This is a genomic window from Actinoallomurus oryzae (genome assembly GCF_039541955.1).
Classification (GTDB): Bacteria; Actinomycetota; Actinomycetes; order Streptosporangiales; family Streptosporangiaceae; genus Actinoallomurus; species Actinoallomurus oryzae.
Window position 1 is genome coordinate 165,647 of sequence record NZ_BAABHF010000016.1, and the last position, 20,065, is coordinate 185,711.

21 protein-coding genes and 1 pseudogene are annotated in these 20,065 nt (G+C 68.9%); 12 read left to right on the forward strand and 10 right to left on the reverse strand.

What is annotated here, in order from left to right; all coding sequences use genetic code 11:
- The first annotated feature begins 291 nt into the window (after positions 1-291).
- Positions 292-1,290 (forward strand): ornithine cyclodeaminase family protein, encoded by a 999-nt coding sequence (locus ABEA10_RS11430; RefSeq protein ID WP_345461448.1) that lies wholly within the window; start codon positions 292-294, stop codon positions 1,288-1,290.
- Here ABEA10_RS11430 and ABEA10_RS11435 read toward each other — a convergent pair.
- Complete coding sequence (locus tag ABEA10_RS11435) at positions 1,178-2,446, reverse strand: FGGY family carbohydrate kinase (protein ID WP_345461451.1); 1,269 nt, start codon at positions 2,444-2,446, stop codon at positions 1,178-1,180. The genes ABEA10_RS11430 and ABEA10_RS11435 overlap by 113 nt on opposite strands.
- Before the next feature lie 8 nt (positions 2,447-2,454).
- Between ABEA10_RS11435 and ABEA10_RS11440 the strand changes: the two genes are divergently transcribed.
- Together ABEA10_RS11440 and ABEA10_RS11445 are read left to right on the forward strand one after the other, a co-directional pair.
- Positions 2,455-2,637 (forward strand): hypothetical protein, encoded by a 183-nt coding sequence (locus ABEA10_RS11440; protein WP_345461454.1) that lies wholly within the window; start codon positions 2,455-2,457, stop codon positions 2,635-2,637.
- Positions 2,638-2,772: 135 nt separating this feature from the next.
- Entirely contained in the window at positions 2,773-3,675 is a 903-nt protein-coding gene (locus ABEA10_RS11445; protein WP_345462207.1) for an MFS transporter, read from the forward strand.
- 596 nt (positions 3,676-4,271) lie between these two features.
- Here the strand turns inward: ABEA10_RS11445 and ABEA10_RS11450 are convergent.
- The 6 genes from ABEA10_RS11450 to rpmG form a co-directional block, all read right to left on the reverse strand.
- A complete protein-coding gene (locus ABEA10_RS11450; protein ID WP_345461457.1) occupies positions 4,272-5,693 on the reverse strand; it encodes a non-reducing end alpha-L-arabinofuranosidase family hydrolase in 1,422 nt (473 codons plus the stop codon).
- A 17-nt stretch (positions 5,694-5,710) separates the two neighbouring features.
- On the reverse strand, positions 5,711-7,159 hold the full coding sequence (locus tag ABEA10_RS11455; protein ID WP_345461460.1) for an endo-1,4-beta-xylanase: 1,449 nt from the start codon (positions 7,157-7,159) through the stop codon (positions 5,711-5,713).
- Between the two features lie 876 nt (positions 7,160-8,035).
- Entirely contained in the window at positions 8,036-9,523 is a 1,488-nt protein-coding gene (locus tag ABEA10_RS11460; protein ID WP_345461463.1) for a cellulase family glycosylhydrolase, read from the reverse strand.
- Positions 9,524-9,577: 54 nt separating this feature from the next.
- Positions 9,578-9,946: a hypothetical protein gene (locus ABEA10_RS11465; protein WP_345461466.1), complete on the reverse strand. Its 369-nt coding sequence runs from the start codon at positions 9,944-9,946 to the stop codon at positions 9,578-9,580.
- Between the two features lie 933 nt (positions 9,947-10,879).
- Positions 10,880-11,122 carry a 30S ribosomal protein S18 gene (rpsR, locus tag ABEA10_RS11470; protein WP_345461469.1) on the reverse strand — a complete coding sequence of 81 codons (243 nt, stop codon included), beginning with the start codon at positions 11,120-11,122 and terminating at the stop codon, positions 10,880-10,882.
- Positions 11,119-11,283, reverse strand: coding sequence for a 50S ribosomal protein L33 (gene rpmG, locus ABEA10_RS11475; RefSeq protein ID WP_345461472.1), 165 nt, complete (start codon positions 11,281-11,283; stop codon positions 11,119-11,121). Before rpmG ends, rpsR begins: the two co-directional genes overlap by 4 nt.
- A 97-nt stretch (positions 11,284-11,380) precedes the next feature.
- On the opposite strand from rpmG, the gene rpmB reads away from it, so the two are divergent.
- From rpmB to ABEA10_RS11495, 4 genes and pseudogenes are all read left to right on the forward strand, one after another.
- Positions 11,381-11,617: a 50S ribosomal protein L28 gene (gene rpmB, locus ABEA10_RS11480; RefSeq protein WP_345461475.1), complete on the forward strand. Its 237-nt coding sequence runs from the start codon at positions 11,381-11,383 to the stop codon at positions 11,615-11,617.
- A gap of 207 nt (positions 11,618-11,824) precedes the next feature.
- A pseudogene (locus ABEA10_RS51095) lies at positions 11,825-11,923 on the forward strand (30S ribosomal protein S14); the annotation flags it as partial.
- 23 nt (positions 11,924-11,946) lie between these two features.
- Positions 11,947-13,098 carry a GTP-binding protein gene (locus ABEA10_RS11490; RefSeq protein WP_345461478.1) on the forward strand — a complete coding sequence of 384 codons (1,152 nt, stop codon included), beginning with the start codon at positions 11,947-11,949 and terminating at the stop codon, positions 13,096-13,098.
- Between the two features lie 13 nt (positions 13,099-13,111).
- Positions 13,112-13,357, forward strand: a complete 246-nt coding sequence (locus tag ABEA10_RS11495; RefSeq protein ID WP_345461481.1) for a type B 50S ribosomal protein L31 — start codon at positions 13,112-13,114, stop codon at positions 13,355-13,357.
- A 308-nt stretch (positions 13,358-13,665) separates the two neighbouring features.
- On the opposite strand, the gene ABEA10_RS11505 is transcribed toward ABEA10_RS11495, so the two are convergent.
- On the reverse strand, positions 13,666-14,142 hold the full coding sequence (locus tag ABEA10_RS11505) for a Fur family transcriptional regulator (RefSeq protein ID WP_345461484.1): 477 nt from the start codon (positions 14,140-14,142) through the stop codon (positions 13,666-13,668).
- Between the two features lie 99 nt (positions 14,143-14,241).
- On the opposite strand from ABEA10_RS11505, the gene ABEA10_RS11510 reads away from it, so the two are divergent.
- From ABEA10_RS11510 to ABEA10_RS11530, 5 genes are read left to right on the forward strand one after another with little or no spacing between them, the layout of a single operon-like run.
- Positions 14,242-15,186, forward strand: coding sequence for a metal ABC transporter substrate-binding protein (locus ABEA10_RS11510; RefSeq protein WP_345461487.1), 945 nt, complete (start codon positions 14,242-14,244; stop codon positions 15,184-15,186).
- Positions 15,187-15,189: 3 nt separating this feature from the next.
- A complete protein-coding gene (locus ABEA10_RS11515) occupies positions 15,190-15,981 on the forward strand; it encodes a metal ABC transporter ATP-binding protein (RefSeq protein ID WP_345461491.1) in 792 nt (263 codons plus the stop codon).
- Positions 15,982-15,985: 4 nt separating this feature from the next.
- Positions 15,986-16,867, forward strand: a complete 882-nt coding sequence (locus ABEA10_RS11520) for a metal ABC transporter permease (protein ID WP_345461494.1) — start codon at positions 15,986-15,988, stop codon at positions 16,865-16,867.
- Complete coding sequence (locus ABEA10_RS11525; RefSeq protein WP_345461497.1) at positions 16,864-17,802, forward strand: metal ABC transporter permease; 939 nt, start codon at positions 16,864-16,866, stop codon at positions 17,800-17,802. The genes ABEA10_RS11520 and ABEA10_RS11525 overlap by 4 nt, the downstream gene beginning before the upstream one ends.
- On the forward strand, positions 17,799-18,626 hold the full coding sequence (locus ABEA10_RS11530; protein ID WP_345461500.1) for a metal ABC transporter permease: 828 nt from the start codon (positions 17,799-17,801) through the stop codon (positions 18,624-18,626). The genes ABEA10_RS11525 and ABEA10_RS11530 overlap by 4 nt, the downstream gene beginning before the upstream one ends.
- A gap of 216 nt (positions 18,627-18,842) precedes the next feature.
- Here ABEA10_RS11530 and ABEA10_RS11535 read toward each other — a convergent pair whose 3' ends face one another.
- Both ABEA10_RS11535 and ABEA10_RS11540 read right to left on the reverse strand, forming a co-directional pair.
- Positions 18,843-19,445: a superoxide dismutase gene (locus tag ABEA10_RS11535; protein ID WP_345461503.1), complete on the reverse strand. Its 603-nt coding sequence runs from the start codon at positions 19,443-19,445 to the stop codon at positions 18,843-18,845.
- Between the two features lie 44 nt (positions 19,446-19,489).
- On the reverse strand, positions 19,490-20,017 hold the full coding sequence (locus ABEA10_RS11540; RefSeq protein WP_345461506.1) for a MerR family transcriptional regulator: 528 nt from the start codon (positions 20,015-20,017) through the stop codon (positions 19,490-19,492).
- Positions 20,018-20,065 lie beyond the last annotated feature (48 nt).

Here is a 20,065-nt window from a genome sequence, read left to right on the forward strand (position 1 = left end):
GCGGCTATGCACTCGTTGATCAGGCCGTCGAGGACCTCCTCGCATCTGAGCCGGGGATGTCGAGGTCAGTGGGAGCTACCGCCCAACTCCGGTTGTGGTGGTCGCCGGTCGGGGGGATGCGGCGAACAGGGCGTTCGGGCACCTGAGCAACACGGCGCCGACGGGTAACAAGTCGCATGCGTCAGCCGGCAATGAGCCCGCCGTGATCATCTGCGTTCCCCCGAGGGCAACGCGCCCCACGCCGCAAATTTTCCATTGGCCGAGTCGGGAATTCTGAGCGACCATGATCCGATGCTGATGCCACCCACGCTGCTGTTGACGCGGACGGAGATCGAACGGCTTCTGCCGTCGGACGCGTACATCGACCTCATGGAGCGGGCGTTCGCCCGTCGCGCCGACAGAGAGACGTTGCCGAGCCGGCTTGCTCACCTCGACAGCGAATCCGGCGAGTTTCACATCAAGGCCAGCGGCTTGCGGGACGCTGACTCTACGGTGGTGGCGGTCAAGATCGGCGCATGCTTCTACGACCGCCCGGCCCGGCTGGGACTGCCCAGTATCGTCGGCGTCATCGCCCTGTTCAGCGGCGACGACGGGCAGCCGCTGGCCCTGATGGAGTCGGCGACGGTCACCCGGCTGCGCACCGCGGCCGCCACCGCGGTCGCCGCACGGCACCTCGCCCTCCATGACGCGGGCACGCTCGCCCTGTGCGGTGCGGGAGAGCAGGCGGCTGCCCATGTCGACGCGCTCCTCGCCGTACGCCCGCTGCGACGGATCCTGGTCTGGAGCCGCGACCAGAAGCGCGCCGCCGCGTTCGCCGCCGACCTCGCGGACCGGTACGCCGTCGAGGCGTCGGCCGTCGCCGAACCCGGACAGGCGATCCGCGCGAGCCAGATCGTGGTCACCCTGACCCCGGCGCACGAGCCGTACGCGGACCGGCGCGATGTCGCACCGGGCACGTTCATCGCCGCGGTCGGCTCCGACGCCCCGGACAAACAGGAGCTCCACGCCGAGCTGATGAAGGACTCCGCCGTAATCGTGGACGTGCTTCACCAGTGCGCCGAGGTCGGCGAGCTGCACCATGCGATCGAGGCCGGCGCGCTGACCGCGGACGACGTACGAGCCGAACTCGGCGAGGTGATCACCGGTGTCCGACCCGGACGGCTGAGCCCCGAAGAGATCATCGTTTTCGACTCCACCGGCACTGCCGTCCAGGACGTCGCCGCGGCCCAGGCAATCTACGAGGCGGCCAGAGAACATAGCGCCGGCCGGCCCCTCCCCCTCTGGGACTGACCGCACTCGGCGTTGCGACGTCTACCTGCGATGGCAGTCCCTTGGCCGGCCCGGCATCGGCCGGTTCGGGATGACCGTGACGCCGGAAGACCAGCGCGTTCGGCTTGCCCGTCCCACGCAGCCCGTGGCCGGGGATTGACAGCCTCTTCAAGCACGTCCTCCTCCCGCGGTGATCATGCGGATCCTCACGGAACGGATCGCATGATCGCCGATGGGAGAGGATCAGTAGCGAAATCTGGCCGGAGATCTGAAGCGACGGTGCCAGCAGGTCCATCGCCGCCAGGCAGGTGAGGCTCTTGCCACTGCCGGACTCGCCTACCAGGCCGACCGCCTCGCCGCGGGCCACGGTCAGGTCGCCGCGGTCGTCCAAGGCCAGCAGGGCGGCGCCGCGGGTACCGTCGTAGGCGTCGCTCATCCGTACCGGCAGCCCCCACTCGGCGGCGAGGCGACGCACCAGATCCTCGTCCCGGCACCGGCTTCCGACCGGGCGTAGCTCCGTCACTCCGTACATCTCCAGCAGCGGACGCAGCAGCGCCGGCAGCTCGGCCTGACTCACGTGCGTCCGCGGCGCTCCGACCGGGGAGTATGCGTCGCCGTCCAGGTCCAGCCGGATGCCGACACAGTGCCAGTCGCCGTCGACGTGCTGGACGAAGAACGGAAGAGCGCCGTCCGGGACCGCCCGGCCGCGTACCAGCAGCCGCGCCACGAAGGTGGTGCCCAGCGACAGGCACAACCGTGAGCCACCGGCGGCGCCGCAGGCCAGGTTCGCCGCCGGGCCGTCACCGATGCCGACGAGCAACGGCGTGCCCGCGGGCAGCCCCAGCTCCGCGGCCGCTTCGGAAGAGACGTGACCAGCCAGGTCCCGGAGACGGAGTACGCGCGGCAGGTACCCGCGCCGGGTGTTGCGCGGGCCGTCCAGCCAGCGGCCGGTCGTCACGTCGTAAAGCCCGGTGGCGGAAGCGGAGGACGGATCGGTGACCCAGGCTCCGCAGAGCCGGCGCACCAGGGCGGACTTGACCCCGCCGACGTATCGCGCCGCGGCCAGTCGCCGCGGCTCGTGCGCGGCGAGCCACGCCAGCTTGCCGGCCGGGTAGATGGCGCCGGGCGGGCACCCTGTGCGCGGGTCGTACGGGACGGGCTCGCCCCGGCGGTCCACGCCGAGGGATGACCGGGCCGAGCGGCCGGCCGTCCCCGCCGAGCAGGGCGAGCCCGGCCATCTGGGTGGAGATCACGAGCGTCGTCACGGTGGCGGGCGTCGCGGCGATGGCCCCCCGTACCGCCGCCGCGAACGCCCGCCACATCGACTCCGGATCGGCCTCCGCCCGTCCTCCCCCGCGCGTCGCATGAGCGGCCTCATCGTGGCCGCCATCCCCACGCTGTTCCTCACCACCGGCCTCTCGTACGGGCTCATGCTCGCGCTCCTGTTCGTGCGATGGCTGCTGGCCACCCCGGGCGACACGGCCCGTGAGGCGATGATCCCCGATCTCGCCGAACGCGGACGAGTGTCGATGGAACGCGCGACCGCCGCCTACGACAGCGTGTACCGAAGCGCTCAGATGGGCGGGCGCGGCCCTCGGCGGTGTACTGATCGCCTGGCTCGGACCGACCGCACTGCTCTTCGTCGACGGGGCCACCTTCCTGGCCTCGGCGCTCCTCGTCCACTTCGGAGTGCCCCAGTTCGTACACGAGACCAGCGAACCCGGCGTCGGCCGATATCTGCACGGCCTGAAGGAAGGCATGTCCTTTCTCTGGCACGATCGGCTCCAGCGTTGGGCCGTCGCCATGATCCTGGTGAGCAACCTGCTCGACATCGGCCTCAGCCAGGTGCTGCTCCCCACATATGCGCGTGACGTGTTGCACGATTCACGGGCGTTCGGCCTGCTACTCGGCGCCGTCGGCGCGGGTTCGGTCGTCGGTTCGATCATCTACGGGGCCGTCGGCGCACGTCTGCCGCGAAGAATGACCTTCGCGGTGTGCTTCCTCATCGGAGCGATCCCACGGCCGCTGGTGCTGGCGGTCGACGCACCGTTCTGGATCGCGGTCGGCACCACCTTCGTCGCCGGGCTCGCCGCCCGAGCGATCAACCCCCTGCTGGGCGTCATGCAGTTCGAGCGCATTCCAGCACGCCTGCGAGCGCGAGTACTCGGCGCGATCACCGCCGGAGCCTATGCGGGCATGCCGCTCGGCGGCCTTCTCGCCGGATCCCTCGCCGACATCATCGATCTGAAGGCGACCCTGCTCCTATTCACGCTCATCTACCTGCTGGCGTCGATGCCGCCGTTTCTGTCCCGCGCCTGGCAAGAGTTCGACCGCGCCAAACCCTCATCTGGTGCCGCGCCGAAACAGGACGCCGACGCTCAGAGAGAGGAAATCGAGCACAAATAGCCACGGCCCTCGTGGAGAGCGACGCTCAGCATACGCCCGTCCCCAAAACTCACGGCAGCCGCGATCACCGCAAGCAGCACGACACTGGTCACGGTCGTGAGGCGGATACCGCGGTCAGAGGAAACGCTTGGGGCCTCGTTGTCCGCGACCGTCGATCACCCGCCTCCCGGCAGGAACGACGTGCTGAGGACGAGAGCATCGCGTTTGGTACGGCTCCGCCCTCGGATTGAACCCCACCACGCGCAGAGCAGCCGACCCCGGCTGTTGGACCCACCGGCCCGTCACGCCGTTCACGCCGCGCTCACCGATGCATGGCGGCAACACCCCGCCCTCGTCGGCGAACTCATCGCTCTGAACAGCCACTGGTGAAACCCTCCCCTATGCAGGATGACGCCGCGCAATGGGGAGATAAGGGCAAGCCGGGACATCTACCCGACTCCTGTAGGCCCGGTCGCCGACCGTGAGCCGCTCTGCGAAGGTGCCCCTCCCGCGCGGGAACCTGGTCGACTCGACACCGTCGGTTCCGTTGCGGGAGGGGCAGCCGGCTCACCTGCAGACCGGCGGTCGCCGGCTGGCGATCGCCGTGGTCACGCGGGCTAGCGCTGCAGCGTCAGCAGCCCCGGACGCCACGGCAGTTGGTCGTAGGGGCCGCCGGCGCTGGGGGACTTGCCCTGGTAGAGGAATTGGAGGTTGCAGGGATCGATGGTCATGGTCTGGTCGGGGTTGCCGCGGACCAGGTCACCATGGCTGATGTCGTTGGTCCAGGTGGCCCCGCTGTTGGCCTTGCCCGCGAACGGGTTGCTCTCGCCGGCGGCCTGCGGAGTCCACGAACCGCTCAGGCTGGAGGCCGTGAACGAGCGGAAGTACCGCCCATTCGCCCCCATGGCCTCAACGATCATCAGGTACTGGTTCTGCCCCTGGACCTTGTAGACCTGGACCGCCTCGAACAGGTTGGCCGTCGAGTCGCTCAGCACCGTCGTGTACGACGAGCCGAAGCTGCCCGGGAAGTTCCCGATCGGCATGCTCGCCCGGTAGATCTTGCCGTTGTCACCGGCGAAGAACAGGTACATGTTCGAACCGTCACCGATCAGCGTCTGGTCGATCGGGCCGGTGCTGGAGCCCGAGATGCTGCCGGTGAACAGCGCCTGCGGCGAGGACCAGCCATTGGGATTGGTGGGGTCGCTCGACGTCCGGTAGATGAAGGGCCACGCACCCCACTGGTACGCCAGCACCCAGATGTTCTTGGGCGCGAAGTAGAACAGCGTGGGCGCCACCGTGGCCTGACTCATCCCGGTCTGGCCGGCCGAGGCCATGTCGGACCAGTTCGTGAAGGGACTGAACGCCATCGAACCGTACGAAGATCCTGACACGTTCGACGCGTAGACCAGGTGCTTGCCGTTGTAGACGACGTTGGTGAAGTCCTTGAGCGAGACCCACCCGTGCTGCGGTGTCGCCAGCGCACCCGTCGACGTCCAGCGGTACGTCGACGGAAGAGAGCACGTCGCGGGCGGGCCGGACAGGCCGGTCCACTGCTGGGCGGCACCGCCGTTACACGTCCCGATGTCCACCGCGGTGCCGTTGGCCGTGCCGGCGCCCACGGCCTCCAGGCACAGTCCCGACTCCACGCCGACCACCGTGCCGTCGGAGTTCACGCGCCACTGCTGGTTGGCACCACCGTTGCAGGTCCAGATCTCCACCCGCGTGCCGGGGGTGGTCGCATGGTTCGGCACATCCAGGCACTTGCTGCCGTACACGGTCAGCCGGCCGCCGGTGGTCGAGGTCCACTGCTGGTTCGCGCCGCCCCAGCAGTCATAGAGCTGCAGGTAGGTGCCGTCGGTCTGGCTCTGACCCAGCACGTCCAGACACCGGTTGGAGCCGACGCCGCGCAGGGCACCGGTGACGTCGGCCCGAGCCGGGGTGGCCATCGGGGCGACCGCGAGGACGGCCGCGGTCGTGGCCACCGTTACCAGCGCCGAAGTCAGCGCGCGGCGCTTCTTCCTGATACGTGATCTGTACATGGGAACCTCCTCCCGAGTCAGCTGGAGACGGACCACTTCTGGTTGCTGCCGCCCCAGCAGGAGTACAGCTGGATCTGGGTGCCGTTTCCGGTGCCCTGGCCCGCGGCGTCCAGGCACAGTCCGGACTGGACGCCGACAATGGTTCCGTCGGAGTTGACGCGCCATTTCTGGTTGTCGCCACCGTGGCAGGAGTAGATCTGCACCTTGACGCCGTTGCCGGTGCCGGCGGCGTCCAGGCACTTGTTGCCGTAGACCTTGAACTCATTGGCGGAGGTGTAGCTCCACTGCTGGTTGCTGTTGCCATTGCAGTCCCACAGCTGCACCTGGGTTCCATCGGTCGTGCTCGCGTTGGGCACGTCCAGGCAGCGGCCGGAGGCGACGCCCTTGATCTGTCCACCGCCATCGGGCGGCGGGGAGGACGACCCTCCGTTGAGGGCGTTGAGGACGGCGGTGTAGGCGGGCTTCTTGTTGCCGTTCCCGTCGAAGAGGAGTGGAGTGTCGCCGGACCGCCAGGAGTCGCTGTCCCGTACTCCCCAGACCGTGATGCCGACGCAGCGCGAGACGGCCAGACAGTCGTTGGTCACGTTGGCGTAGGTCGTGGGCGAGGCGCCCTGGACGTCCAGCTCGGTGATGGCCACGTCGACGCCCAGGGCAGCGAAGTTCTGCAGGGTGGTGCGGAAGTTGCTGTTGTACGGGTCGCCGCTGTTGAAGTGGGACTGGAGGCCGACGCAGTCGATCGGGACGCCACGGGACTTGAAGTCCCTGACCATGTTGTAGACGCCTTGGGTCTTGGCGGCGTTCCAGTTCTCGATGTTGTAGTCGTTGTAGCAGAGCTTGACGTTCGGGTCGGCCGCCCGCGCGGTGCGGAAGGCGACCTCGATCCAGTCGTTGCCGGTCCGCTGCAGGTTGGAATCACGCCGGCCGCCGGAGCCGTCGTCGGCGAAGGCCTCGTTCACCACGTCCCAGTAGGCGAGCTTGCCCTTGTAGTGGGCCATCACGCCGTTGATGTGGTTGATCATCGCTTGGCGCAGGGCGCTGCCGCTGAGGCTCTGCATCCAGCCGGGCTGCTGGTTGTGCCAGGCCAGGGTGTGGCCGCGGACCCGCATTCCGTGCTGCACCGCCCAGTTGTAGACCTGGTCACCGCCGCTGAAGTTGAACTGCCCCTGCTGGGGCTCGGTGGCGTCGATCTTCATTTCGTTCTCGGGCGTCACCATGGTGAACTCGCGGCCAGCGATCGTGGTGTACGCCGAGTCGCCGAGCCTGCCGGCGGCGATGGCGGTGCCGAAGTACCGCCCGCTCTGCGCCGCCGCCGCGCCGAGCGTACTCTCCGCGGCATTCGAAGGAACCGCCCCCGCCAGCGCAACGGTCGTCGTCCCGACGACGCCGACGGCGAGGGCGACCAGGGCCCGGCGGAAACGGCGGACGGATCGCCGCGTTTTGGGCGAAAGTGTTTCTCTGGTGCTCACTCCTGAGCCTCCATAACTGAAGCATGGGAAATGCCGGAAACGCGGGGACAGCCCCGCGGAATCGACGCCGCGTCCCTGCGCCGGGAGCGCACACCACCAAGGCATCGCCAGTTGGTGGGCCTTGCCACGCCGGGCACGCCCAACCGCCTCGGAGAATCAGTGTGGATAGCGCCCGGAAAACGTGTCAATACTTTCGAAAATGTTTCGAGTCCTGATCATGGTCTACCTCTGTCCCCTGCCTCTCCCAGTGGGCGGGTATGCCGCCGAAACCTTTCGAGGATCTCCCGCTGAGCGTGACTCGCCAATGAAAACTTTCATGGCGGCGCTTCATCGGTCACGTGTATCCACGCCGATAACACCAGCTGAGCCATAGTCAGCCCCGACGCGTTTTCACAATGCGCAGCGGGCGCTTGACATATCTCCCCGGCTCATATTTGCTCCGCCCCACCACCACCTTCGACCGACCCGCGGAAGAAAGGAGCTCGATCGACCGTCCGGATCGTCAGCGATGACATTCCGCCCGCCGTGCCCGAGGTCGCTTCCGGCGCTTCGATCAGCGTGAGCGCCGGGGGCGACAACGGCGACGCCCCCGTCGGCAACCCGTACCAACGAGGTCCGGACCCACCCTGTCCGGCATGCCGCCCGGCAACGGCTTCAACGGCGAGTACCGCCCTCGCGTCCCAAGGGCATGTCCGGCAAACCCCTGTCCGACGGCGCGGCGCCCAGGCGGCGCCTCACCGCGTCGTCGTCGGTCGCCGGCCAACACCAGGGCGCCTCTCCACCGACCGACCCGTTCTCGGCCAACGGGCCGGCCGGTGGACGCGGTCGCGCGGTCACCGCGGCCGGACGCCTCCTCAGACCGCGATCAGGCACGGGTCATGCGGCGGTGCATACCGGGGTGACGGCGGGGTTGGCGCCCGAGTAGGTCGCCTGCACGCCGAACGTCGTCGACATGCCGGGGCTGAGAGCGCCGTTGTGGGAGACGCTCGTCGCCGTCACGTTCGCGCCGGACTGGGTGGCGGTGGCGTTCCAGGCGTTCGTGATGGACTGGTTGCCGCCGAAGGACCAGGTCACCTTCCAGTTCTTCGTGGCGGTGGTTCCGGAACCGGTCACGGTCACGGTGGCGGTGAAGCCGGAGCCCCAGTCGTTGTCCACATGGTAGGAGGCGACGCAGGCAGCGCTGCCCGGCCCTCCCCCGCCGCCGCTTCCCCCGTCGCCGATCGGATCGAAGGCGGCGGACTTGATGGAGGCGAGGTAGGCGTCCTTCGTGGTGTTGACGGTCGTCCAGTCGTCATTGAGGATCCCGCCGGTGTCACCGGAGTTCGGGTTGAGGCTCCAGAACGTCCACTGGAACGCGTCCGCACCGTACTGCGCGGTGGGACGCAGATACTTCACCAGCGCGGCGAGCCACTGCTGGTCGATGCCGGACTGCAGCGTGGTGCCGAACTCACCGACCCAGACCGGCGCGACGTTCTGGGTGAACAGATAGCCCCAGAACCGGTTCCAGACGCCGGGCAGGTTGGCCGGGAACGAAGAATCGTGGAACCAGGTCTGGTCGGCCACGCTGGTGGCGTAGTCGTGCGCGGAGTAGACCAGCCGGTTCGCCACCGAAAGACGCACCGGGTACGTGCCCGCACCCTCGAGATTGCCGCCCCACCAGCCGGAGTCGCCGTTGTAGGTCTGGATGCCCTCGACGAAGATGAGCAGGTCGGGGTTGACCGAGAGCACCGCGTTGCCTCCTCGTTCGGCGGCCAGCCGCCAGTCGATCGAGGTGTCTCCGCAGCCCCAGCAGGCCGGGTCGTGCGGCTCGTTGTGCAGGTCGATGCCCACGACCGCCGGGTTGTTCGCGTACCGGGTCGCGAGCGCCTTCAGGTCAGCGATCCAGGTGGCCTCGCTGACGCTGGAGGTGTACCAGAGGGCGGACTGACCGGAGGAGTCGGGGCGGTGCCGGTCCAGGATGACCCGCAGCCCGACGGACGCCGCGTAGTCGACGATGTGGTCCATCACCTGGAGCGACGTGAGGCCCTGCAGGTCGGCGTTCTTGCCGCTGGAGAAGTCGATACTGTCGGGTACCGTGCCGGATTTGAGGATGTCGTCGGAGTACGGCAGCCGGAGCGTGTTGTAGCCGAGCGACTTCACCTGGTTCAGCAGGTCCTTGTAGTCCCGGCTCCAGAGTCCGTGCACCACGTGGTTCGCCGTCTCGAAACCGAACCAGTTGATGCCCGCGATGCGCACCGGATGGCCGCTCGCGTCGAGGATCTGCCGGCCGCTGGTGTGCCAGTAACCACCACCCGCGGCGCGCGCCTTCGGCGCGAGGGAGACACCGCCGGTGAAGGCGGCGAGCAACGTCAGGAGAAAAGCCACCACCAACAAGGATCTGGTCCTCGGGTGTGTTCCGGGGACGAGCATGACACCACCTCATCTCGCGTTGTGCGATTCAGGCCTCCGGCGCGTACGGCACCGGGGCGACGGGCCGGCGACACGGCGAGGGCGGGGGACGCCGTGGACGTCCTCGCCCCGTCGTGTGCCGTCAGGACACCGCCGGATAGGCGTTCTGCGGCAACTGGTGGAACTGGGCGAGAACCAGCGCCTGGACAGCGAGGCGTTCGCCAGTGCGCCGGACGGGCAGTTGCCGTTGAGGGCGTTGCCTCCATGGACCGGGTCGCACATCCGGTCGAAGCCCTTGCCCTCATCGTTGGAGATCGCCGAGCTGGAGCCGTCGGACTCACCCGGCGGCCACAGCGCCAGCGCGTCGTCGGAGGGCGTGGTGGTTTCCGTCCGGGTCACGGCGAGGACTCCCTTCGAGCGCGGGGGCTCGGCCGGCGTGTGTGGGAGCGCTCCCACACCATCCAAGGCGTACGAGCTCTTGTCAAGAGGAAGATGTCCGGCTTGTTAGTGAGCTGTAATCGCCCAGGAGACACGCCTGGAAACGCCCCGTGCCATGCGTCGGCGCCGGTGACACCGGCGTGAAAACCAGTGAAAACGAATCCGCGGCTCACATCCGCGCGAGCGGCGGCAAGAACCCATGGAAAGCGCGCCGTGGAACACCCGCCCTCGCCCGACGGCGGTCGGACTGAATGCGGGCCGGCCGCAGGTGCCGGCCGCAGGTCGCACACCAGGAACGGTGGGAGCTGGATCCAGCGTCTACTGGCCCGGCTCCTGGGCCTGGGGGCTTCCTCGATCTGGCCGCGGGCCTCGCGGATCGGCCGCCGGATGGGAATCTGCTGGTTGGCCTGGTCGTACTGGCCGGGTTATTGGGAGATCAGCTCGGACCAGCGGGCGCCGGTGTAGCCGTCCACCCGGGATCTTCCTGACGCGACACGGCCGCGTTCATGATGGTGGAGAACAGCGCGAAGATCGAGGCGACGGTCGGCTCTGCCAACTCGTCGTGGAGTTCGTTGACCCTGCCCTGGAGCATCGGAATTGCAACATGCCGCATGGCAGTGGGCGATCGCCAGGGCCTGATCCGCCTGCAAGGGACCCGACGCCGTGGTCGCAGCCGGCCGAATGCCGCTGACCGCGGTCGGCAAGATCGACAAGAAGGCGTTGGCTCAGCGGTTGCCGTAGCCCTGACGGCGACGCCGGCGGCACGCGTACTGCGGGCCGCGGCAAACGCGCTGCGGCCCGGCGGGCGGCTTTTTGATCCTCGACCACGGCTCAACCGCCCCGTGCTCTGGAAACCAGGATCCCGGCACCCAATTCACCCACCCCGACCGAGGTTCACCCGTGCGGCCTGGAGGGATAGGGCAGCAACGCCATCTCACGGGCGTTCTTGATGGCCACGGCGAGCATCCGCTGCTGGCGAGGGGTCACACCGGTGACGCGGCGGCTGCGGATCTTGCCGCGGTCGGAGATGAAGCGCCGCAGCAGGTCGACATCCTTGTAGTCCACATAGGTCATGCCCTCGATGGGGTTGCGCTTGGGGCGCCGGCGGCCGGACACGGTGCTGACCGCCTCACTCATCGCTCTTCGCGGAACAGCACGTGCCGCCGCGCGACCGGATCGTACTTGCGCAGTTGCAGCCGATCCGGGGTGTTGCGCCGGTTCTTGCGCGTCACGTACGTGTAGCCGGTCCCCGCCGTAGACCGCAGCTTCACGATCGGACGTAGCTCGTTGCGGGCCATGCCTCGACTCCTTTCAAACGGCAGCACTGCGATCCTAGGTGAAAATGAAAACTGTTTCCAGTAAGCTCCCAACCGAAGCCCTCCCGGAAGGAGCACGATGGCTCGTCGTTGCCAGGTCACCGGACGCGAACCCGCGTTCGGCAACCGCGTCTCTCACTCGCATCGGCGCACCCGCCGCCGGTTCGATCCGAACATCCAGCGCAAGCGGTTCTGGCTGCCGAGTGAGCAGCGGTACGTCCGGCTCACCGTGAGCGCCAAGGGCATCAAGACGATCGACAAGCGGGGCATCGAGGCGGTCGTCGCCGAGATCCGCGCCCGTGGGGGAAGGGTCTGATGGCCAAGAAGAGCAAGATCGTCAAGAACGAGCAGCGCCGGGTCGTCGTCGCCCGTCACGCCGAGCGCCGCGCCGAGCTCAAACGGCTCATCAAGGCGCCGGACACCGATCCGCGGGCTCGTGCCGCGGCGGTACGCGAGTTGAGCCGCCAGCCCCGCGACGCCAGCCCGATCCGGCTGCGGAACCGGGACGCGGTGGACGGTCGCCCCCCGGGGGACTTTGCGCAAGTTCGGGCTCTCCCGCATCCGGTTCCGCGAGCTCGCCCACCGCGGCCAGCTCCCCGGCGTCCGTAAGTCCAGCTGGTAGCCGCGAGCGAAAGGTAAGGGACGGTGCAGGACCTTCACGTCACCATCGCCACCGGCATGGCCGCCGATCTGGCCGATCTGCTGTGCGCGCGGACCCGGGCGTTCGGCGTCGCCGTCGCCCGTTACCGGCACCGCGGCGACCTCCTCACCCGCGCGTACGGCGGCGAGCAGGTCCACCTGCGGGTGGTCCACTGTGTCAGTTGCACGCTCCGGGAGGACCTGCCGCGTTTCCTGTCCGGCGTGGCGGGCCGGCACGACCGGCTGCTGCTGATCCTCCCCGAGATCGCCGATCCGCTGGACGCCGCCACCGCCATCGAGACGGCGGACGTCGGCGTCCGGATCGACACCGTCGCGATGATCGCCGAACCGGCTGCGATCGCCCGCGAACTCGGCGGCGGCGAAAGCCTCGCCGACCGTGGGATGGCCGGCGCGCCCACCGACGGCCGTACGGTCGCGAGCGTCCTGGCTCGCCAGGCCGAGACCGCCGACCTCTTCCTCACCTGGGTTCGCCCGCACGCCGATCCGTTCGAGGCCGCGATCGGCCACAGCCTGCTCACGCACCTGTCCCCCTGGGCGTGGTCCCTCGAGCTGGAGGCCGTCACGGACCTCACCGCGCCGACGGGCAAGCCGGCCTTCGACCTGAATGCCGTGCACGAGCGCATGCAACCCGGTGGCGCGCTGCCCGGCTGCCCGGCCCCTGAAGGCCCGGTCAGCACCCTGATCTGGCGCAGCCGCCGCCCGTTCCATCCGGAGCGTCTGTACGCCGCGCTGGAGCCGGTCATGGATTCGGGGATCGTGCGCGCTCGCGGCCATCTCTGGCTCGCCAGCCGCCCGCTGACGCTGCTGTCGTGGGAGTCCGCCGGCGAGGCCCTCGCCATCGAACCGGCGGGACGCTGGCTGCACACCGCCGACCCGACGACCTGGCGCCAGGCGTCTCCCATCCGCCGCACGACCGCGTCGCTGGACTGGCATCCCGAGCACGGCGACCGGCGCACCGAGATCCGCTTCACCGGCATCGACATCACCGCCACCGAACTTCGCCTCGCACTGGACGAGGCGGTCCTGACCGACATCGAGATGACCGCCGGAGAACACAGCTGGGCGCGGCTGCCCGACCCCTTCACTCCCTGGCTCGGGCCCGCCACGGCCGAACCCGGCACCCGCCGGACCGCCTGAAAGGACAGGACACATGAAGCCTGGCATTCACCCCGACTACCGACCCGTCGTCTTCCGGGACCGATCGGCCGGCTACGCGTTCCTCACCCGATCCACCGCGAGCAGCGAGACGACCGTCGAATGGACGGACGGGAAGACCTACCCCGTCATCGACGTGGACGTCTCCTCCGCGAGCCACCCCTTCTACACGGGGCGAAGCCGCGTGCTGGACACCGCCGGGCGGGTCGAAAGGTTCCGCCGTCGCTGCGGACAGGCCTAGGTCGAGCAGCGCCGTCTGCTCCGCGAGCGCCACCGGATGCCGGGTGGACAGCACGCCGACGGCGATACCCACCACGACGCGTTCGGTCCGCCCCAGCTCGAAGCCGGCCCGCTCGGCCGCGACGGCCGCGACGGCCGCGTTCACGGTCGTGGACAAGACCTCGCCATGACTTTTACCGGGAAACCCGGGCATTCACCGGTCGTACGGACATCGCCGTGCGGCACACGGGGACCACTGGGACGATCACTGACCACAGCGTGGGTCCGGCCGGTACGGGATCGGGTTCCTTCATCGTTCACGCGACTTCATCAACCGGCCGTACCGTTCTGACCGGCCCGCAGGCAGGTGCCGCACACGCCCTGGACCTCGGCCTTGCGCGGATCGGGTTGGAAGTCGGCGTCGGCCGCGATGCGGTCCAGCCAGGCACCGTCGTCGTCGGCCGGATACTCCCGCACGGTTCCGCACCGGCGGCACACGAGGTGATAGTGACGGCCTGCGGCGCAGAGCCGGTAGCGGGTTTCGCCGTCGCCGGCGAAGACGTGGAGCAGACCGGCCTCGGCGAGGGCTGACAGGGCCCGGTACACCGTGGACATCCCGACCCGGTGCCCCTGGCCGGCCAGTTCGACGTACAGCTCATGCGCGCTGACCGGGCGCTGCCGGTGCTCGACCGCCTCGAGTACCCGTCGCCGGCGCTGTGTCGGCGACAGGCCGGCCGAGCGGAGCCGCTCGGCGACGTCCTCGTCGGCGCGGGGCTCGCGGGGTGCTGTGGTGGGGTCCGGTCCCATGGCTCGACGGTACGGACATCAATCGATATTGACAACCATTACCATTAAGACGACTATGGGATCGGTTTTCATTACCAACTTAGCGATACGGGAGATACGTTGCGCATCCGAACTGTGCGGCTGGCCGCACCTGCCTTCGCGGGGCTGCTGGCCGCGGCGACGGCTTGTAGCGGTTCCAGCTCGGCGAGCAACACCGACACCACGGGCGGAAAGTTGAAGGTGGTCGCGACGACCACGCAGGTGGCCGACTTCGCCCGCAACATCGGGGGTGACAAGGTCAAGGTCACCCAGATCCTCAAGCCGAACGTCGACCCGCACGACTACGAGCCCTCCCCTGCCGACGTCCAGGCCATCGCCGAGGCCGACGTGGTCGTCGAAAGCGGCGTAGGCCTGGAGAAGTGGCTCGACCAGACCATCAGCTCGGCCGGGTTCCACGGCACCCGCGTCGACTCCAGCAAGGGCGTGCCCATCCGCAAGGGCAACGGCACCGACGAGGAGGCCGCCGGCGACCCCCACATCTGGCACAACCCCAAGAACGCCGAGATCATGAGCGGCAACATCGCCGCCGCCTTCTCCGCCAAGGACGCCAAGGACAAGGCGACCTACGACGCGAACCTCAAGACCTACGACGCCAAGCTCGACCAGCTGGACTCCTGGATCACCCAGCAGATCGACACGGTGCCCGCCGACCAGCGCAAGCTCGTCACGAACCACGACGCGTTCGGCTACTACGTCGACCGCTACCACCTGACGTTCATCGGCTCGATCATTCCGAGCTTCGACACCTCCGCCGAACTGTCCGGCAAGCAGTTGTCCACCCTCGCGGCCAAGATCAAGACGACCGGAGTGAAGGCGATCTTCTCCGAATCCTCACTGCCGCCCAAGACCGCCGAGGCCATCGGGAAACAGGCGGGCGTCAAGGTCGAGGCCGGCGAGGACTCCCTGTACGGCGACACGCTCGGCCCTGCGGGCTCGCCCGGCGCGACCTACCTCGACATGGAGCGCCACAACACGACCACCATCGTCAACGCGCTGAAGGGCTGAGCCGTGGACAACCCCTCCGCGAAGGAGCTGAAGGCCATGGGGATGGTCCCGGCGCTGGATCTCGACGAGGTCGGCGTCGCGTACGGGCCGGCGCTCGCGCTGGAGAACATCGACGGCACGGTCGCCCCCGGCGAGGCCGTCGCCCTGATCGGCCCGAACGGCGCCGGCAAGTCCACACTCATCAAGGCGATCCTCGGCCTCGTCCCCCTGGCCTCGGGCCGCGTCACCGTGCTCGGCACCACGCCCGCCGGGGCCCGCCGCGACGTCGCGTACGTGCCGCAGGCCGACATGCTCGACCCGGAGTTCCCCATCTCGGTCGGGCAGGTCGTGCTGATGGGCCGGTACCGGCGGGTCGGCTGGCTGCGCCGCCCCCGTGCCGCCGACCGGGAGGCGGCGGCACGGGCGCTGGAACAGGTCGGTCTCGCCGACCGCGCGAAACATCGCTTCGGGACCCTGTCCGGCGGGCAGCGGCAACGCGTGCTGCTCGCCCGTGCCATCGCCGCCGAACCCCGCCTGCTCCTACTCGACGAGCCGTTCAACGGCGTCGACGCCGTCAGCGAACAAGCTATCCTCGACGCGATCGCCACCCTCAAAGCCGACGGTGCGGCCGTGGTGGTCTCCACCCACGACCTCGCCCTGGCCCACCTGGCCTGCGAAGAGGTATGCCTGCTCAACCGGCGTCAGTACGGCTTCGGCCCGACACAGGCGACCCTGACCCCCGAACGGCTCCGCGCCACCTACGGCGGGCATGCGCTCGAGCTGCGCGGCGACCGCGTCATCGTCGCTCACTCCTAAGCCCATGAATCAGATCTTCATCGAACCGTTCACCTACCCGTTCATGGCCCGCGCGCTGGTCGAACTGCTCATCCTCGGCGCGCTGGCCGGCACGGTCGGGGTGGTCATCCTGCTGCGCCGGCTGGCGTTCATGACCGACGCCCTCACCCACACCGTCTTCCCCGGCGTGGTCATCGGCTACCTGCTCACCGGTGAGGGCGGCATCTTCTGGGGCGCGCTGATCGCCGGCGGCCTCACCGCCGTACTCCTCACCCTGTTGACCCGCCACCGCGCCGTCACCGAAGACACGGCCCTGGCCGTACTCCTCACCACGTTCTTCGCGATCGGTGTCGTACTCGTCTCGCGGGAGTCCGGCTACACCGCGGATCTGACCGCCTTCCTGTTCGGCCGGATCCTCACCGTCACCGAGCAGCAGCTCACCGAGACCCTCGTGGTGACCGTGCTGGTCATCGCCGCGTTGGTAGTCCTTCGGCGGCCGCTGATCGCGCGTGCTTTCGACCCGGAGGGTGCCCAGGCGGCCGGCTACCGGATCGGCGCGCTGGACCTGGCCACCAACGCGATCGTCGCGCTCGTCGTGGTCGCCTCCGTACGGGCCGTCGGCACCGTCCTGGTCATCGCGCTGCTCATCGTGCCCGCCGCAGCCGCGCGAGCGGTCTGGGACCGGCTCGCCGTCATCATTCCCCTCGCCGCCGTCCTCGGCGCACTCGCGGGCTGGAGCGGCCTGGCCATCAGCTACGACGCCTCCATCCACCACGGACTGCGGCTCGCCTCCGGCGGCACGGTCGTGCTCGTCCTCATCGCCTTCTACCTGGTCGCGCTCGCCGCCGCGGCAGTCGGCCGCCGGATCCATACCGCACGGCTCCGTACGACAGGGGAGGCCTCGTGACCGCCGTCGACCGCGCCATCATCGAGGCCGTCGTGCTCGGCACGGTCGGCGGGCTCATCAGCGTCCAGATCGTGCTCCGCCGGCTGCCGTTCTTCACCCTCGCCATGACCCACGCCACCTTCCCCGGCGTCGTCCTGGCCGCCATCGCCGGAATCAACCTGTACGCCGGCGGCGGCCTGTTCGGCGTACTCATCGTGCTGGGCATCCTGGCCCTGTCCCGCCGCCGCGAACAGGACACCACCACGGCGATCGGCGTCATGCTGTCGGCCGGGTTCGCACTCGGCGTCGTCCTGCTGTCCGCTCAGTCCGGCTTCTCCAAGGACCTCAGCGCCTACACCGTCGGTCAGATCTTCACCGTCGGTGACAGCGACCTGGTCGCCGTCGCCGTGGTCGGCGTGCTCGTCGTGGCCCTGCTCGGGGTCGCGGGCCGGCAGCTCACCTTCCGCGCCTTCGACCCCGGCGGCTACGCGGCCGCGGGATACCGGCCCACCGTGATCGACATCGCGCTGCTCCTGACGGTGGAGGCGGTCATCGTGGTCGCCGTACCCGCCGTCGGTGCCATCCTCGCCGTCACCATCCTCGTCGCCCCCGCCGCCACCGCCCGCCTGTGGACTCATCGCATACCCGCCATAACCGCTGTCGCGGTCCTCACCGGATCGACCGGCGGCCTCATCGGCGTACTCGTCTCCAACAGCTACGACGTCGCCGCCGGTGGCGCGATCACGGTGGTGACGGGCGCACTGTTCACGCTCTCCCTCGCCGTCACGACGGCACGGCGCGCCCGGGTCTCGCGACGCCGAAGCGGATCACGCGGCAGCGTGCCGCCTCTGCCGGATCGCCACCGAGGAACGCGGCGCGATGTTCCGCCGGCCCTCCCTTGCATCGGCCACATGAGTGAAAAACGAAAATTGTTGTCAATCAGGAGAGACCGATGACCGGGTTCGGCGTCCGGGCGGCAGCCGAGTTGATCTTCACGGGAGCGACCTGCGGAAGCCTCGGTGTCCAGGTCGTCCTGCGGCGCCTGGCGTTCTTCACCGAGACACTCGGCCATGTCGCGTTCCTCGGCATCGTCGCCGCCACGATCGTGGGCTCGGATATCAAGCTGGGAGCCGCGGTCGCCGCGGCGGGCGCGGTGGCGCTGTCCGGCCGAGGCCGTATCGCCTCCGGTCAGCCCGGCCGGCAGTCCGGGATCCTGGTCAGTGGCGCGCTGGCGCTCGGCGTCGTGCTGATCTCCAGCCGGCAAGGCTTCAGCAAAGACCTGACCGCAGCGCTCGTCGGATCACCTTTGACCGTCACGACCGGCGACATCGTGGTGGCAGGCATCGTGGCAGCATGCGTCGTAGCGGTGCTCGCGGCCGTGCACAAGGAACTGCTGCTGGCCGCCTTCGATCCGCACGTGACACAGGCTTTCGGCTACCCTGCCCGTCTGATCGACACGGGACTGCTGAGCTTGCTCGCGGTCACCGTGGTGACCGCCGCCCCGGCGATCGGCGCCACCCTGCCACTGGCGCTGCTCGTCGGCCCGTCCGCCACCGCCCTGCTGTGGACCCGCCGGGTCGTGCCCGCCACGGTACTCGGCGGCCTGCTCGCGGCCGGATCAGCCGCGGCCGGGCTCGTACTCTCGCTGCACTACCGCCTCGCGGCCTCCGCGGCCAGCGCCATCCTGTGCGGAGCGCTTTTCCTGCTCACTCTCGCCGCCGTCCGCCTCGGCCACCTGATGGCCGTGTTCACCCGTAGACAGGCGGCCGGGCCGATCTGACGGCCGAACCGCACCGTCCGGACGAATATCACGACGAGGGGCGAGAAATGCGACCCGGTACGGGTCGGTGAGGGAATGCACCGCGCTCAACGCGGTTGCATCCTGATGCAGATCGATCTCGATCAACCATCGCGGCTCCCGCGATGTGGGCGGCGCCCGCCGGACCGGCAGAGACATGTTCGCAGCACGATCACCGGTTCGGCGGGCGCCGCGGTCTCATTTGGCGCGGGCCGCCTCGAAGCGCGCCGTGACGTCGCTCCAGTCGACCAGCGACCACAGCTTCTGGACGTAGTCGGGGCGTACGTTGCGGTACTGCAGGTAGTAGGCGTGTTCCCAGGCGTCGAAGACCAGCAGCGGCGTGGTGTTCATCCCGACGTTGCCGTGGTGGTCATAGACCTGCTCGACCACCAGCCGCCGGCCCAGCGGCTCCCAGGCCAGCACCCCCCAGCCCGACCCTTGAACGCCGGAGGTCGCGGTCGACAGCTGCTTGGCGAACGCGTCGAAGGATCCGAAGTGCTCATCGATCGCCGCGGCCAGCTCACCGTCGGGCCGGTCCCCGCCGTCCGGGGACAGGTTGTCCCAGAAGATCGTGTGCAGCACGTGCCCGGACAGGTTGAACGCGAACGTCTTCTCCAGCCCGACCAGACCCCCGAACCGCTCGGACTCCCGGGCCTCCTCCAGCCGCTCCAAGGTGTCGTTGGCGCCCTTGACGTACGCGGCGTGGTGCTTGGAGTGGTGCAGCTCCAGGATCTCCCCGGTGATCGCGGGCTCCAGCGCCGCGTAGTCGTAGGGCAGATCCGGCAGTGAGTAGGTAGCCATGGGAGCACTATTGCAAATAGGTTGCAGCTACATCAAGCTTGCAATTACTCGCCACTGCACGCGTGTGCGAGCCCCCATGTCACGCGGCCCGTGGACGGCACCGGTGGTGACCGTCCCGCCAGGTTTAAGCCAGCCGCTCCGCGGGTGCCGAGTGCGGCGTTGACGGCCTGGCCGAGTTCGGCGCGCAGGTGGGTGCATTCGCGTACCGGATCCGCTTTCGGGCAGGTGAGCAGGTGTTCCAGGAGTTGCTGGGCGGCCTGCAGGTCGTGGATCCGCTTCGTGATCGTCTCGATTGAGGCGATCAATACCTCTCGCCCCGAGGGCTCGCCCGAGTCCGGGGTCTCGGCGATCAGCGCGGCGGTGCCGGTCAGGCTGACCAGACCGCGGTGGTGCAGTCGCTGGATGAGCGCGAGGCGGCGCAACTCCGCCTGACCGTAGTGGCGCACGTTCCCCCGGCGCTCGGCCGCGGGGAGTAGGCCGAGGTCGTCGTAGTACCGCAGCGTCGATACCGGCACATCGAAGCATCGGGCGACCTGGCTGATCGAGTAGCGCTCGTCTTCCACCCCCGTCATCTTGCACTCAAGCCGACTTGAGCGTGCAGCGTTGTCGCCCATCGCCCC